The 14,934-nt window shown below is 58.1% G+C and carries 11 protein-coding genes; 6 read left to right on the forward strand and 5 right to left on the reverse strand.

Annotated elements, in window-relative coordinates; all coding sequences use genetic code 11:
- Window position 1: 1 nt before the first annotated feature.
- The 4 genes from ACXYN8_RS02535 to ACXYN8_RS02550 are packed head-to-tail and all read left to right on the forward strand — an operon-like array spanning window position 2 to window position 9,438.
- On the forward strand, window positions 2–367 hold the full coding sequence (locus ACXYN8_RS02535; protein WP_458887729.1) for an HNH endonuclease signature motif containing protein: 366 nt from the start codon (window positions 2–4) through the stop codon (window positions 365–367).
- Window positions 364–3,435, forward strand: coding sequence for a hypothetical protein (locus ACXYN8_RS02540; protein WP_458887730.1), 3,072 nt, complete (start codon window positions 364–366; stop codon window positions 3,433–3,435). Before ACXYN8_RS02535 ends, ACXYN8_RS02540 begins: the two co-directional genes overlap by 4 nt.
- A gap of 30 nt (window positions 3,436–3,465) precedes the next feature.
- Entirely contained in the window at window positions 3,466–7,182 is a 3,717-nt protein-coding gene (locus tag ACXYN8_RS02545) for an N-6 DNA methylase (RefSeq protein WP_458887731.1), read from the forward strand.
- A gap of 12 nt (window positions 7,183–7,194) precedes the next feature.
- Window positions 7,195–9,438 (forward strand): GmrSD restriction endonuclease domain-containing protein, encoded by a 2,244-nt coding sequence (locus ACXYN8_RS02550; RefSeq protein WP_458887732.1) that lies wholly within the window; start codon window positions 7,195–7,197, stop codon window positions 9,436–9,438.
- Between the two features lie 98 nt (window positions 9,439–9,536).
- Here ACXYN8_RS02550 and ACXYN8_RS02555 read toward each other — a convergent pair whose 3' ends face one another.
- Window positions 9,537–9,722 (reverse strand): hypothetical protein, encoded by a 186-nt coding sequence (locus tag ACXYN8_RS02555; protein WP_458887733.1) that lies wholly within the window; start codon window positions 9,720–9,722, stop codon window positions 9,537–9,539.
- Window positions 9,723–9,861: 139 nt separating this feature from the next.
- On the opposite strand from ACXYN8_RS02555, the gene ACXYN8_RS02560 reads away from it, so the two are divergent.
- A complete protein-coding gene (locus ACXYN8_RS02560; protein WP_458887734.1) occupies window positions 9,862–10,395 on the forward strand; it encodes a J domain-containing protein in 534 nt (177 codons plus the stop codon).
- A gap of 4 nt (window positions 10,396–10,399) precedes the next feature.
- Here the strand turns inward: ACXYN8_RS02560 and ACXYN8_RS02565 are convergent, their stop codons facing one another.
- The 4 genes from ACXYN8_RS02565 to pdeM all read right to left on the reverse strand — a co-directional run bounded on the left by ACXYN8_RS02565 (window position 10,400) and on the right by pdeM (window position 14,029).
- On the reverse strand, window positions 10,400–11,065 hold the full coding sequence (locus ACXYN8_RS02565) for a hypothetical protein (protein ID WP_458887735.1): 666 nt from the start codon (window positions 11,063–11,065) through the stop codon (window positions 10,400–10,402).
- Between the two features lie 34 nt (window positions 11,066–11,099).
- Window positions 11,100–12,413 carry a cystathionine gamma-synthase family protein gene (locus ACXYN8_RS02570; protein WP_458887737.1) on the reverse strand — a complete coding sequence of 438 codons (1,314 nt, stop codon included), beginning with the start codon at window positions 12,411–12,413 and terminating at the stop codon, window positions 11,100–11,102.
- A 257-nt stretch (window positions 12,414–12,670) separates the two neighbouring features.
- Window positions 12,671–13,189, reverse strand: a complete 519-nt coding sequence (gene infC, locus ACXYN8_RS02575) for a translation initiation factor IF-3 (protein WP_458887738.1) — start codon at window positions 13,187–13,189, stop codon at window positions 12,671–12,673.
- Between the two features lie 147 nt (window positions 13,190–13,336).
- The gene (gene pdeM / locus ACXYN8_RS02580; RefSeq protein WP_458887739.1) at window positions 13,337–14,029 is read right to left on the reverse strand and encodes a ligase-associated DNA damage response endonuclease PdeM; all 693 of its coding nucleotides are present in this window, start codon (window positions 14,027–14,029) and stop codon (window positions 13,337–13,339) included.
- 45 nt (window positions 14,030–14,074) lie between these two features.
- On the opposite strand from pdeM, the gene hemF reads away from it, so the two are divergent.
- On the forward strand, window positions 14,075–14,932 hold the full coding sequence (hemF, locus tag ACXYN8_RS02585; protein WP_458887740.1) for an oxygen-dependent coproporphyrinogen oxidase: 858 nt from the start codon (window positions 14,075–14,077) through the stop codon (window positions 14,930–14,932).
- Window positions 14,933–14,934: the final 2 nt, after the last annotated feature.

Below are 14,934 nucleotides of genomic sequence, written 5' to 3' on the forward strand. Positions count from 1 at the left end.
CATGACAGACAAGGAACTTGCACTCGAAATTCGCAAACAGCGGCGTTTGGAAAAGCTGGGCAGCAATGATCCGATTTGCGGCACTTGTGGCGAGCCGGATTATCGGACGTTGGAAAGACACCACGTTGCAGGCCGCAAGCATGATCCCGATACGGTGGTCATTTGCCGGAACTGCCACCGCAAGGTGAGCGACGATCAGAGAGATCACCCTGACCCTCAACCCGGCTCCGACCAATTGCTGCACGCTATCGGGCTGTTCCTCATCGGCCTTGCCGACCTGCTGGAACTGATACTGCAGAAGCTGACCGAATTTGGACTGGCACTTATCGAACGAGCCGCGCCCGCAACAGGGGAGACTCAGCCATGATCCCAGTTACCGATCGCAGGCCAATTGCAATTCGTGCCTACGCCGACGCTCCGAAAGCAAGAAAGCCGCGCCGCGGCATCGATGCATCCGATTGGTCGCTCACTTTCGATTGCGAAACCCGCGTGGATGCTGGGCAGGCGCTGCGCTTTGGAGCCTACCAATTCCGCAAGGGTGGCGAGCTGAAAGAGGCAGGGCTGTTCTACGATCCGCAAGGGATTTCAGCGGCGGACGTTGTTACCCTTCGCGCCTTTGCCAAGCGGCACCGGCTGATTGTGCGGACCCGCGAAGAATTCGTAGATGATGTAATTTTCTGGCGCGCCTATCAGCTTCGCGCCCGCATTGTCGGTTTCAACCTGCCTTTCGACATTTCCCGGCTCGCCATCGGCCACGGTGTTGCGCGTGGTTCGATGTATGGTGGCTTCACCTTCACCCTTTCGACCAAACATTATTGGCCGCACATTCGGGTGAAGCACCTGAGCCGACGCTGTGCATTGATTGATTTTGCTGCGCCCCGTCGCCAGCGAAAAAGCCGGGGCGAGCGCAATCGGGATATGCAGATACCTGTGCGGCGCGGCTCCTTTGTGGACATTAACACCTTGGCCGCTTCGCTGCTGTCACAGAATTTCAGTTTGGGCAGCCTGAGCAAATCCCTGAATGTGCCAAGTCCCAAACTGGATTTCGACGAATTCGAAGGCCCGGTATCTGATACCATGCTGCATTATGCGGTGCGCGATGTGCAGACCACTTGGGAATGCTACGCAGCCTTGTTGGAAAAGCTTGCAGAGCTGGACCTGCCCAATTTGCGGCCAGAGGAAATATATAGCGAAGCGAGCGTCGGCAAAGGCTATCTCAGAGCAATGGGCATCGCCCCGTGGCGGCAATTACAGCCCCATTTTCCGCCGGAAATGTTGGGCCGGATTTTGTCGAGCTATTACGGCGGGCGTTCGGAAATCAGGATAAGGCGCGAAGCGCGGCAAGTGATCCTCTGCGATTTCCTGTCGATGTATCCGACTGTCTGCACCCTCATGGGGCTTTGGCGCTTTGTGACGGCAAGCGGCATTAGGCAGCGCAGGGTAACGCAAAAGACGCGGGCATTTCTCGCCAATGTCACCTTGGCGGATTTGCAATCGCCTGAGCTTTGGCCGCAATTGGCAACGCTGGTGCGAGTAAGACCAGACGGCGACATTTTTCCAGTGCGAGCGGTCTATGAAGCCGATGCAATGGCGACAATCGGCGCGAACTATCTCAGCTCCACAACTCCGCAATGGTTCACCCTGGCCGATTGCATTGCTTCCAAATTGTTGACCGGCAAGGCTCCCAAGATCGTGGAAGCCATCGCATTCGAGCCGGGACCGATGCAGGCAGGGCTTTGCCCGAGCAATATCAGCGGCAATCCGCAATACCGTGTCGATCCAGTCGAGATAGACTTTTTCCGGCGGGTGATCGAGTTGCGGGCTGCAACCAAGGCGCGAAGGGATAGTGCGACCGGCGACGAATGGACCAAGTTGGATGGTGAACAGCACGCGCTCAAGATTTGCGCCAATTCCACCAGCTACGGCATCTGGATGCAGGTCAATGTGGCCAAGCATTCAAAGCGTTTCGATGCCACGATATTTGGCCATGACGGCAATCCATTCGAACGGGAAACAGATAAGGCCGAAAAGCCGGGTGAGTATTTTCACCCGTTGCTAGGCTCACTCATAACAGGCGCGGCACGGCTCATGCTGGCAATCACCGAAAGCCTGATTGCTGCGCAAGGTCTGGAATGGGCCTTCTGCGACACAGACAGCATGGCGATTGCAAAGCCCGATGGAGTGGCGAGCGATCAATTTGGCCAACGGGTGCAGGAAATCACCGACTGGTTTGCTGCGCTCAATCCTTATGACTTTCCCGGCTCGATCCTGAAAATCGAAGGCGAGAATTTCGGTTTGGAATCGGGAAAGCCTGAGCCGCTCTATTGCTGGGCAATTTCATCGAAGCGATATGCTTTGTTCAATCTGGCGAGCGATGGAATCCCGATCTTGCGCAAGGTATCTGCACACGGGCTTGGCCACCTTTTGCCGCCTTACCGGCCCGACAACCCGCCTGCCGATATTCCCGCGCCCGATGAAAAGGTCATGCGCAGCGGTGTCGAGCGTTGGCATTGCGATTTGTGGTTCGAGATTGTCAGAGCGGGGCTTGGGGCAAGGCCGGATACGCCCCGGCTTGATTTCCACCCGGCGATGAATGCCCCCGCAGTCAGTCGCTATGGAGCAACCGCGCCGGACTTGCTGCGTTGGTTCGATGGCCACAACGCGGACCGCTCCTATCCCGATCAGGTTAAACCGTTCGGCTTCTTACTGGCACTTCGCGCCAAGCGAGATTGGCAATCGGGTGAGGCGGCACTCTTTCAACCCCGGCGAGGCCGTCCGCCAAAGGTGGAGCTGCCCAAACCTGTCGCACTGTTCGACCGGGATTTGGCCAAGGTGGCAGCGACCGCCTTTGATCGTGCAAGCGGCAACCCTGTTTCGGCCGATGCCCTGCAATCCTATTCCGAGGCCGTAGCGCAATATCACTTGCACCCGGAATTCAAATTCCTGGGCGGCGATTTCGTGGAGCGAGGGACAACCCGGCGGCGGCACATTCACGCCTGCGGCATTCGCCATATCGGCAAGGAAGCCAATGAACTTGATAGGCAGCAAATGCTTGGGGCGGATAGCGAGTTAGATCCCGACTATGGCCTAGCCGCCGACGCGATTGAGCAACTCCGGTCTGATATGGCGAACCTTGTTTTCATTCTCGGCAATGCCGGGGCCGCAAAATCCTTGGGAATTGAGGCACGGCGGCTTCAAGCAATGATATCCGGGAACGTCACCTTCGATGACGCAACATTGCGCCGCCTGTTTGCGCGCCTCCCTGCTGCGCAATCAAAAGCGGAATTGCTGTGTGCAGAGCGACGGCAGGAGTTGCAGCGCCTTAGCCAAATGGTTCAAAAGCTTGGCTGGCGGGAGGCAGCGCGCCAACTTGGCGTTGACCATTCAAATCTGCGGAGAAGAATGTCACAGCTTTCGCGTCGTTTTGGAATATGAATTGGCTGGTTCGGCCAAAGAGGGAATTGCGTGGCGAAGCCAAAGACAAGTTCGGATACTTCCTTTCAGGTCGCAATTCGGACAATTCGCGAAACCAAGAAGGGTCAAGAAGCGGCCATGTATGGTCCGCTCCGTGATATATTTTGCGATATTCTAGTTTATCCTCGTAGTTCCGTTCACATCGATATCGCCGGGGAAGCCGGAAGGCCGGATGTGACCTGTCGAGCGCCGTCTGGGATCGTGGACCGCAACGGCAAGTCACTCGAAATCGACTGGATGGTTGTCGAAGCCAAAGACGAGCACGACGCATTTTCTACGACCGGCAAGCGGGAGGCGATTTTCGCGCAGAAGGCGAAATATGTGCGTCCAGATACGGCTTGGTTTGTCATGGCCGACCCGACCGTGATCGTTGCCCGTCCCGTGATGAACTCCACGCATGACAGCGCAAACGATATCATCTTTGAATTGAATGCATCGGCAGATGAGGCCAATTTCCGCCACACCTTCGCCCGCTTGTCATACGGTGTTGCGGGTGTCCCGCAGCGCTTGCGGGCATTTCGCGAAGGCGACACCAGCCTCATTGCAACCGAGAAGCTGACAGTCCCGGAGAACGCTACCAAGCGACAGGAAAATCAGGTCGCAGTTGCGCGACGGAATTTCTACGAAACCCTTCGCACCACCACCAGCCACTTGCAGGAATCTACCCTTGGAACGCTGCAATCTGTTCTCAGCATGGCAACCGATGTTTCGACCGCTTGGAAGGAATTCGCTGAAAAATATCCCGATGCAGCTTTCGATCCATACACTCTGACCGCGACGGCAAAGCCGGACAATTACGAACTCGCAATTACATATGGCGGTGACGTTGCTCGCCTCAATCGCAAACTCAAGAAGGCTGGAAGCATCGCCCGGTTGGCGCTCGACGGATTGCCGGAATTCAAGGCGCGGGTGAACGCCAAAGAGAACGACGCGAAAGAGGAAAAGAAGGTATTAGAGATGTTCGCGACTGAGACCGCGAACCTCATTCTTGCCCGTATTTTGCTTATCCGGTTTTTTGAAGATCACGGATTTTTTGGAGCCAATCGCTTCCTCTGCAATGGCGGGGTTGAAGCTTTCCAGATGCTTCGAGAGAAGTTCACATTTGGATACACCCGCTTGCTCAAGATGGCCTACGAAAAGGCCCAAGCGCTCTATGCGGCAGCATTTGACGAAACCGAGCTGGATTGGGTTTTCGCGACGAATGACGCGAACCTGTCAAACGCTATCGAATGGGCAATGTATCAGCTATCGCGCTACGATTTCACTACGGTCAAAGGCGACATTCTAACCGGCGTATATGACAGGTTCCTCGACCGCGAACAGCGGAAGAAATTCGGAGAATACTACACGCCACCATCAATCGCCCGTTACATCGTGGATCGATTGGAGTTGCAGCCGGAAGATCGGTTTATGGACCCGGCTTGCGGGAGCGGCACATTCCTTATCGAACGCTATCAGCAAGTGGTTGGCGAGGATGCCGATCAAGGGCTTGCAACCTATTCCGAAGTTGTAGCGGCGCTGGCCCGATTGGCAGGTAACGACCTAAACACGTTTTCGGCCGTCCTGGCGCAAATCCAGATTCTCTGGCACGTTCTGAGCTTCAAAGATGACTTGATCGTTGCGGAAGAATTTCCGGATATCGCAATCAGCGACAAGGCGAACAGCATCATTCGACCGGGAGTGGAATTCGCTCAGCACGGGCGCTTTGTTGAACTCGACCGCGGGGCTTATGGCGGGATCGGAGGCAATCCGCCCTACGTCAGGCCGGAACGCTCTGGCGAGATTGACGAGGCAACCAAGCAGTATTTCGAAAGCGACCATGAAGAATGGAAGGGAATTTCCGCAGAGGCCAACCTCTATGCGCTATTCATCTACCGGGCTCTTGATGGTTGGTGCCGCCTCCCAAATAAGTGGGGCGAAGGTGCCGGACGGCTTGGGTTTGTTGTGCCGCTCGCCTTGTGCGGGACCAAGGAAAATGCCGAGTTGCGGCGGCTGTTCGCTCCCGATGGCCGCTGGACGATCATGGAAATTGTCGATTTGGAAGTCATCTGGCGCAACGTGTTTGACGCCGACGTTTTGCCAATCGTCCTGATTGCCGAGGCTCGACCGCCCCGATTGCCGCTTGACACCAAATGGCTGGACAGATCGGAGCCTCTGCCGGATCGCAAAGCTCTGCGCCACCAAGTCCGCGCCGCACGGCTGCAACCTTGGATCGATGCTCGACTTGCGAATGCTTCGCCAGACAGAGTGGCGATTTGGCAAAGCCTGTCGGATAGAAATCGGAAGCGGTGGGAGCCGGACGAGGTCATCATCAAATTGGCAGACAAGAGCTGCATTGATTTTGGCGATGGCACGAAGCGCCCAACCTTTGATCTCGCCAGCGTTTCCGGCTCCCAACTTGCCTATAGAGACTTGTTCACGCCTGATGGCCGCATAGTCACCCGTATCACTCCTGAACGCCGAACGATCATCAACAAGCTGCGCCTCAACCCGCCGATGTCATCAGCTTTTCAGGAATATTGGTATAAGAAATCCGGCGAAGGGCGCGGCAACGTTCGGCTGACAGCTCCGACGATGGACAGCTTCCGGTGGGAACATCGCGAGATGATTTCTCGTGGCATTGTTTTTGCGGGACGCAAGAAAAATGCCGCCAAGGGAAAAGGACATACAATCTACAAGGCCGAGAACATTGTTTCAGGTGGGATTCACGGCGAACCACAAGATCAAGGGATCGACATTTCAGCGGCCCGAAATCGCTACCTATTCGAATATATGGACATTTTGCCTGAGCGTCTTTGGGCAGTAGCTCGAATTGAACGATGCCCGAATGCGGTGCCGTTCGATCCTCGCACAGTTGCTTTCACTGATACCGCAACGATCTTTGCACCACGTCCGGACTTGGTCGATGTCCCGTTCGACATCTTGTTTGTCTCAAGGATTTATCGCTATTTCTATGCTCTTGCGGCCAAGATGTCGTATCTGAATACCTATCGCGGTGATATCTATCCAACGAACCTGCGCTTGCTGCCTTGGAACGATGCCATCTCGGAGAAGGCTGCTGAGTTGGAAGCATTGCGAGGCGATCTTGTCAGCGCTTGCGAGAACCATTTCCGGACAGAGGCGGCAATGTTTGCGGCGCTGGATCAGTTGCCGCTCAAGCCTTTCCGCGAAGTGGTCAAGAACGCGGCGAAAACGACCGGCCACAAAGTGGAATGGTCCGAAAGCCTGAACAAGGGAACTGAGGCAATCGAACTCGCGCCCGACTGCAAGGCGGTTGTTGAAGGGGATTCCTGGCACATCCGTATCTCGGAATATTTGCTTGATTGGGTGAAGGTTCCAGATGGAGGTGCCGCGCTTGGCCTCGCAACGGCACTTTCAGCCCGTGCGGGGACTTCAAAGAACATGGTGGATCGTTCGATCTTGCTCGAAATGCCGATCCCGCCCGATGCGGACACTTGCGACAAATTCCAAGCCGTGGTGAAGCAGTTTCGGGAGTCCGACCACGCCAGCGCAATCGATGCTGTAGTGGACAAGATTGATGCTCTTATCGGCCCTGCACTTGGCCTGAGCGCCGACGATATAGCATCAATCCGGGCCGACATGACGGATGACCCATTCTTGCGGAATATCACTCCACGCTGGCCAGCGACGGAAACCCGTATTCATGGCTATCGCACGGGACTGGACAGCTCTGAGCGTTACAATTGAGGCGAAGCGATTATGACCATCTTTTCCCCTAGCAGCGAGCCAATCGTCACGCTGATTGAGGATATCGACCGCGGCAAGATTGGCCTTCCGGAGTTACAGCGCCCGTTCGTTTGGCCGAACGTACACGTCCGTGATCTATTTGACTCGCTTTATCGCGGATACCCGGCGGGTTTCCTCCTGTTCTGGAAAACGGGAGGTGATGGCCCTCTCAAGAGCATCGGGACAGGAATCAAACAAGCCGTTCCTGAGCTGGCAATCGTAGATGGCCAGCAACGCCTAACTTCCCTCTATGCCGTCATTAAGGGCGCGGAAGTGCTGAGGGCAAACTTCAAGAAGGAGAGGATCGAGATTGCCTTCAATCCGCTTTCGGAGCGGTTTGATGTGGCGGACGCGGCCATCCGCAAGGATCGATCCTACATTTCCAATATCTCCACCCTTTGGAGCGCCGACTACAACCAGCGGCAGTTTCGAGAGGCTTATCTCAAGCAGCTTTCTGACACCCGCGAACTGACGGATGACGAAAAGGGCCGAATTGAGGATTCCATCAACAAGCTGCACGACCTGACTAAATACAATTTCACAGCTCTAACGCTGAATGCCTCAGTGGATGAACAGACCATCGCTGAGGTTTTCGTTCGCATCAATGGCAAGGGCAAGCCGCTCAACCAAGCCGATTTCATTATGACGCTTATGTCCGTCTTTTGGGAGGAGGGCCGCGTCGAATTGGAGGCTTTCTCGCACAAGGCAGCGATGCCCAGCGATGGCCAGTCCTCGCCATTCAATCATTTCATCAAGCCTTCACCCGATCAGATGTTGCGCGCAACAGTCGGCCTGGCACTCAAGCGCGCCCGCCTAGAAAACGTCTATAGCGCCCTGCGCGGACGCGATCCGGCGACCGGCCTCGACAACCCCGAAAAGCGGGATGGCCAGTTCGCATTGATGCGCGAAGCGCAGAAGGCGGTCTTGAACCTTACCAACTGGCACCACTTCCTAGATGCCTTGAAACTGGCGGGGTATCGCGGTCAAAAGATGGTCAGCTCAGAAGCTGCGATCATCTATTGCTACGTTCTGTATCTGATTGGCATCCGGGACTATGGGATCGACCGGACCACGGTGCGGCAGGTCATTGCAGAATTCTATTTCATGGCCGCGATGACGGGGCGATATACCAATTCGCCGGAAACTCGGTTCGAAGCTGATTTGTCGATTGTTCGAAGTCTCGCAGATGGAGCGGCTTTTGTTGCCCGTTTGAGAGAAATTTGCGGGACCACTTTGACAGGCGACTATTGGGAAATCACGCTTCCAAGCCAATTGGCGACTTCCGCAGCGCGCAGCCCATCGCTGTTTGCCTATCAGGCATCGCTGATAAAATTGGATGCTCCTGTCCTTTTCAGCCCCATGAAAATTTCCGCGATGGTCGATCCAGCGATCAAAGGCTCGAAGGCTTCGCTAGAGCAACATCACTTGTTCCCTCGCGGCTATTTGGAGGATCAGGGATTCAAAGACTTCAAGCTAATCAATCAGATTGCCAATTTTGCGCCGATTGAGTGGCCCGACAATATCAAGATCGGCAAGCAGTCGCCGGCCACCTATGTTCCCGATTTGGATGCGAAATTGACGGGAGAGGAACGAGACTACCTCTATCGACTTCACGCCTTGCCACACCTCTGGTGGGAATTGCCGTATGAGGATTTCCTTGTCGCAAGGCGATTGCGCATGGCTCAAGTTGTCAGGGAAGCTTGGACCAAGCTGATTGGAGATACGAAGGCAGAGGAAGCCGTGCCGACAAGCATTGCTGAATTGATCGCTGGCGGCGAAACGGGCGCAGTTGAGTTCAAGTCAACCTTGCGCACCAACCTGCACACCGGTCAGCCCGATGAGAAAATGCACCTTGCGGCCCTCAAGACAATTGCCGGATTTCTCAATGCAAAGGGAGGAACCCTTCTCATTGGCGTGACCGATAACGGCGAGGTTCTCGGACTTGAAACCGATGGCTTTCCGAACGAGGACAAAATGGGATTGCACCTCGTTAACCTTATCAGGGATCGCATCGGAGAGGTTTTCCTCCCTTACATTCATCCACATTTCGAAGATCAAGACGATGGGCGAATTTTAGCCATTCGATGTGAGCGAGGGCCAAAAGCGGCTTTCGTAAAGGATGGGAGCCAGCAGCGCTTTTTCGTTCGTGGTGGAAACGCGACGGCGGAACTCATGGGTTCATCCGTTACAGACTATGTGAAGCAGCGTTTTACCTAATATTGCCACCCAATAGAAAAAGGAGAGCCAACCGTGTGGTCAGCTCCCCGCATTTCTGTGTCGTTCCCTATACCCCCCCGCCTCGGCGGGGGAGTTGCCTATTGCGTGAAGAACGGCAGTTCTGGCAGGGGCAGGTCGAACACGGGCGCGCTTGCCTCGTAGCTGACCGGCGCGCTTTCGCCGCCCATCAGATCGCCAAGCCGGACACCATCGGGTGCGAACAGCGCGAACGCCGCCATCGCGAAAATCGATGCTGTCGAACTGATGGCGAATTGCTTGCTCACGGAAACTCTCATAACTGGCGTTGCACAGCTGTTGCGGCCACGATTGCCGCGATGCAACATTTCAAAACAAAACCAAGTTTACAAGATTGGGTTCCCGCGCACTTGTGCGCCTCTACCGGGGACGTTTAGAGACCGACCAATGGCAAAAGCAGGCAGATCGAACGACTGGGGTTTCCCCCGCTGGCGCGGCTATGGCAGCTCGCGCGAGGCGGCGACGGTCCGCATCTGCGACCGATACGGGTGTGACGAACGCGGAGATTGCCCCGCGCCCAAGTCCCCCAACAGCCCGGAACGGTGGTATTTCTGTCAGCCCCACGCTGCCGAATACAACCGCAAGTGGGATTATTTCGAAGGGCTCGACAAGGAACAGCGCGCCGAACGCGCCAGGGCCGAGCAGCAGGAAAGCGCCGGCTATGCCGAGGCCGCGCATTACGGCTGGGGCGGAACGGGCGATGGCAGCCGGAGCGCGGACGAGATGCGCGCGCTCGAATTGCTGGGCCTCGATTCGGACGCTGAGTTTTCCGACATCAAGAAGGCCTATCGGGAACGGGCGAAGGAAGTGCACCCCGACGTCAAGCCGAACGACGAGGCAGCAGCAGTCGAATTCCAGAAGATTCAGCTCGCCTACGAGGTGCTGACACAGGCCGAACAGCGCCGCGAATGGAAGGGCTGAGCGTCTAGTCCGCAGCTTCCGGCCAGACCGGCGGCGGCGGGCCGAGTTCGCTCTCGTCCCACTTGCCCGCGATGACCAGCAGGCGATCGTAGAACGGATTGGGGAACGGTGCGATGGGCGCCATCACCAGTCCCGCTATCGTTTCGTTCTGCGCCAGTGCGCGCTCCAGCGCTTTGATTGCGTGCATGGCAGCTGCTTTGTGCTCGCCGCGATCATGGCGGATGAATGCAAGCCCCGAATGCGCGGCGAAAGCGCCAGCGGGAATGTCCTGATCAGGCCCCAGCAGCTCCAGCGCCTCGTCATACCTCTCTCGCTTCCGGTTCGATCCGGCGAGCATTGCGAAATCCCATTTTGCGGTCGGCAAATACAGTCCGTTTGCGCCGTCTTGCCGCGAGCAGTGCGACAGCATGTCGAGCGATGCGTCCACATCGCCTCGCTCGGCCAAGGCAGCGCCCCAGGCGTTCAGCGCGCGATTGTTTTCAAATCCATTGTCGCAATCGAGCGAGCGCTGAAACAGCGCGTCGGCATCCTTCGGGTGTTCGCGCGCAATGGCGGCGGCCTTCACCCAGAGATAAAAGGCCTTCTGGAACTTGGCGCGGCCGATCTTCTTTTCGAAGAACGCCCGCGCCTCGTCATCCCATGCGCTGCCGCGATACCATTCGTCGCTCATGGCATGTTGCGTAGCACGAGTGGGCCGGTTGCTCCTAGACCGCTTCGAGCGCCTGTTCGAAGTCGGCGATCAGGTCGTCCGGATCCTCGATCCCGATGCTGATCCGCACGAGATTGTCCGAGATGCCCAGTTCCGCGCGACGCCCTTCCGCAACCGACAGGTGCGTCATGCTGGCCGGGTGGCTGGCGAGCGTCTCCGTCCCGCCCAGGCTGACGGCAAGCTTGGCGATCTTCAGCGCGTCGAGGAAGCGGAAGCATTCCGCCTCGCCGCCTTTCAGCAGCAGCGAGAACGTGGACCCCGCGCCGAGGCAATGGCGGTCGTAGATGTCCTGCTGGCGCGCGTCCTTGATCATGCCGAGGTAGCCGAGCCCTTCAACCTTCGGATGCTTCGACAGGTAGTCGCAAATCTTGGCCGCATTCTCTCCGGCGCGCTGCATCCGCAGTTCGACCGTCTCGAGGCTGCGGCACAGCATCCATGCGGTGTTCGGATCGCAAATGCCGCCCATCGTGTTGCGGAGCATGCGGATGGCATCGATGAAGCGCTTCTTGCCCGCCACGCTGCCCGCAACCAGATCGGAATGACCGCCGACATATTTGGTCAGCGAATAGACCACCAGGTCCGCGCCATGATCCAGCGGGCGCTGCCAGAGAGGGCCGAGGAAGGTGTTGTCGATCGCGATCGAGCATTTGTCCGGATCGAAATGTGCGTTGCGCGCATCCCTTACCGCTTCGATATCGACCAGCGCGTTGGTCGGGTTGCCCGGGCTTTCGAGGTAGATCATCGGCACCTCGCCGCCGTGTTCCTGCGCCATGGCCTTTGCGCGCACCATCACTTCGTCCAGCTGTTCGCGGCTGGCCCCTGCGGGAAAGTCGACGAAAGTGACGCCGAATTTCGCTAGCGTCTTGGCGATGAAGCCTTCGGAGGCAGCATAAAGCGGGCCGGAATGGACAATCACGTCGCCCGCCTTGCAGGCGGCGAGCAGCAGCACAGCGATCGCGGTCATGCCGCTAGAGAAGGACAGCGCCTCTTCCGCGCCGTCCCACACCGCCAGCCGGTCTTCGAGGATTTCCTGATTGGGCGCATTGAAGCGCGAGTAGACGAGGCCATCCGCGCCGCCGGGGCGCTTGCCGGTAATGCCTTCGAAATGGCGCTTGCCGTCGGCTGCGCTGGGGAAGGCGAAGGTGCTGGTGAGAAAGATCGGTGCCTTCAGGCTGCCTTCCGACAGGGTCGGATCGAACCCGTGGCCCATCATCAGCGTGCTGGGTTTCAGCGGACGCCCGTTGATCTCGGGTATCTTGCGCTTGGGCGCGATTCGCGGGGTGGTGGGATCGATATCGTTGTCGCTCATGAGCGAAGGCCCTCCTGTGCATACGCTCCCAGGAAGGCAGGAGCCGGATGACCGGCCGGGGCGCCCGTTCCTAACCTCCGCAGGAACGCATCTCCACCGGCCCGGGGATCGTTGCAATTGCAATTATCCCCGGCTCGGGCGGATTTCAACCATCGGTCCGATTGCGATGACGACTAATGAAAACGCCCGCCGGGTGCTATCGCATCCCGACAGGCGCTTTGTTGTCTTGGATCAGCGACTAGCGAAGCCGCCGTAAATTACTTGGGAGCCAGCACCATCAGCATCTGGCGGCCTTCGAGGCGAGGGTAGGCTTCCACCTTGGCGATCTCCTCGACATCGGCCTGCACCTTGCGCAGCAGATCCATGCCGAGATCCTGGTGCGCCATTTCGCGCCCGCGGAAGCGCAGGGTGATCTTCACCTTGTCGCCGTTTTCAAGGAACTTGTTCACGTTGCGCATCTTCACGTCGTAATCGTGCGTGTCGATGTTGGGACGCATCTTGATCTCCTTGATCTCCTGCGTCTTCTGTGTCTTGCGCGCGGCGTTGGCTTTTTTCTGAGCCTCGTAGCGGTGTTTGCCCACGTCCAGGAACTTGCAAACCGGCGGATCGGCATTGGGTGAAACTTCAACCAGGTTCAGGCCAGCCTCTGCGGCCTGTTCGATCGCTTCGCGGGTGTACATGACGCCGAGGTTCTCGCCTTCGCCGTCAATGACTCGGACCTTCTCGGACTGGATGAAATTATCGTAGCGCGGGCCGCTCTTGACGGGCGGGGCCATTGAGCGCCGGGGTGGACGGGCTATGGGGCATTCTCCTGAAATTGCCGTTTGTTCGGCGCGCTATCTAGTGCCTTTCCCGCGCGCATGAAAGGGGGCGCGGGCGAATCCACCCCGTCGTGTTGCCGTTTTGCGTGGACGGTGTGGCTTTCAGGCCGCCGCCTGCCACAGCGGGAATCGGGCGAGGCGGCGACCGGTGGGCACGACCGCCTCGATCGCACTGGCCGGTTGAAGCACCTTGAGTATCTCGCGGTGTTGCGCATCCATGCCCCCGGTCAGCGAACCGAAAGCCGGCAGGATCATCCGCTGCGCGCCGTTCGGACCGCTCGAGATCACGCCGCACGGCCGCGCAATGTGCCGCCCGTGCAGCTTCAGCCGCAGTTTGGGGTGATAATGGCCCGACAGTTCGGCCCGCGCTTCGCCCCGTTGCGCGCGGTGGCGCAGGACGACGTCGCCGATCTCCAGCTCTTCCGCCAGATCGCCGCCGAAGGTCCGGTGCATGTTCTCGTCATGGTTGCCGGTGATCCAGATCCACTCCATCGAGCGGGTAAGCGCTTCCAGCATACCTGCGGCATAAGGCTCCAGCCGCAGCGTGCCGTCGTCGTCGTGGAAATTGTCACCGAGGGTGATGACCCGCCGCGCGCCCGTTTCGCGCACCGCGCTCGCCACGCGTTCCAGCGTGTCACGGCTGTCATAGGGCGGCAGCATCTGGCCGTGGGCGGCGAAGAAGCTCGCCTTTTCAAGGTGAAGGTCCGCCACCAGCAGCGCCCGTTCGCGCGGCCAGAACAGCGCGCCGCTGCGCGTGAGGAGCATTTCCTGATTGGCGAACGAAAGGGGAACCATGGTGACCCCTTGCCGCAGGGGTCGCAGTTTGGCAAGCGGCCTTGCATGACCGACTGGACCCCCATGACCGCCCGCGCGACCAACTGGTTCGCCGAGCTGCGCGATCGCATCTGCGCCGAGTTCGAATCGATCGAGCGCGAGGCGGGCAGCGAAGCCGCTTTCGCCTACACCGACTGGCAGCGCGAGGAGGACGGAAATACCGACCCCGGCGGCGGCACGCGCGGAGTGATGAAGGGCAAGGTCTTCGAAAAGGTCGGCGTCAATATTTCCAGCGTGCGCGGAAATTTCGCGCCGGAATTTGCCGGCACGATCAATGGCGCGGATGCGGAGAACCCTGGCTTCGCGGCGACCGGCATCAGCCTGGTCGCGCACATGGCGAACCCGCATGTTCCCGCGGTCCACATGAACACGCGCTTCCTGACGACCGGCAAGGCGTGGTTCGGCGGCGGGGCGGATCTCAACCCGCCAATCCCGTATGAGGATGATACCGAGGCGTTCCACGCCCGCTTCCGCGCCACCTGCAGCGCGCATAACCCGACCTATTACGACCGGTTCAAGAAGTGGGCCGACGACTATTTCTACATTCCGCACCGCAATACCCATCGCGGTGTGGGCGGCATTTTCTATGACCATCTGGAATGCCATGACGAAGCCGAGTGGGAACGCCACTTCGCCTTCACGCGAGAGGTGGGCGAGGCCTTTCTCGACATATTCCCGCAGATCGTGCGCCGCCGGATGGATTCGCCGTTCACCGCACAGGACAAGCAGACCCAGCTGGAATGGCGCGGACGTTATGCCGAATTCAACCTCGTTTACGACCGCGGAACGCTGTTCGGCCTGAAGACCGGAGGCAACATCGATGCCATTCTGATGAGTCTGCCGCCCGAAGCGGTGTGGAGCTGAGC

The sequence above is a fragment of the Altererythrobacter sp. CAU 1778 genome, from assembly GCF_054482795.1.

Coding starts and splice junctions, on each gene's coding strand:
- ACXYN8_RS02535 (WP_458887729.1), top strand. CDS start 2: ATGACAGACAAGGAACTTGCACTCGAAATTCGCAAACAGCGGCGTTTG.
- ACXYN8_RS02540 (WP_458887730.1), top strand. CDS start 364: ATGATCCCAGTTACCGATCGCAGGCCAATTGCAATTCGTGCCTACGCC.
- ACXYN8_RS02550 (WP_458887732.1), top strand. CDS start 7,195: ATGACCATCTTTTCCCCTAGCAGCGAGCCAATCGTCACGCTGATTGAG.
- ACXYN8_RS02560 (WP_458887734.1), top strand. CDS start 9,862: ATGGCAAAAGCAGGCAGATCGAACGACTGGGGTTTCCCCCGCTGGCGC.
- ACXYN8_RS02565 (WP_458887735.1), bottom strand. CDS start 11,065: ATGAGCGACGAATGGTATCGCGGCAGCGCATGGGATGACGAGGCGCGG.
- ACXYN8_RS02570 (WP_458887737.1), bottom strand. CDS start 12,413: ATGAGCGACAACGATATCGATCCCACCACCCCGCGAATCGCGCCCAAG.
- infC (WP_458887738.1), bottom strand. CDS start 13,189: ATGGCCCCGCCCGTCAAGAGCGGCCCGCGCTACGATAATTTCATCCAG.
- pdeM (WP_458887739.1), bottom strand. CDS start 14,029: ATGGTTCCCCTTTCGTTCGCCAATCAGGAAATGCTCCTCACGCGCAGC.
- hemF (WP_458887740.1), top strand. CDS start 14,075: ATGACCGACTGGACCCCCATGACCGCCCGCGCGACCAACTGGTTCGCC.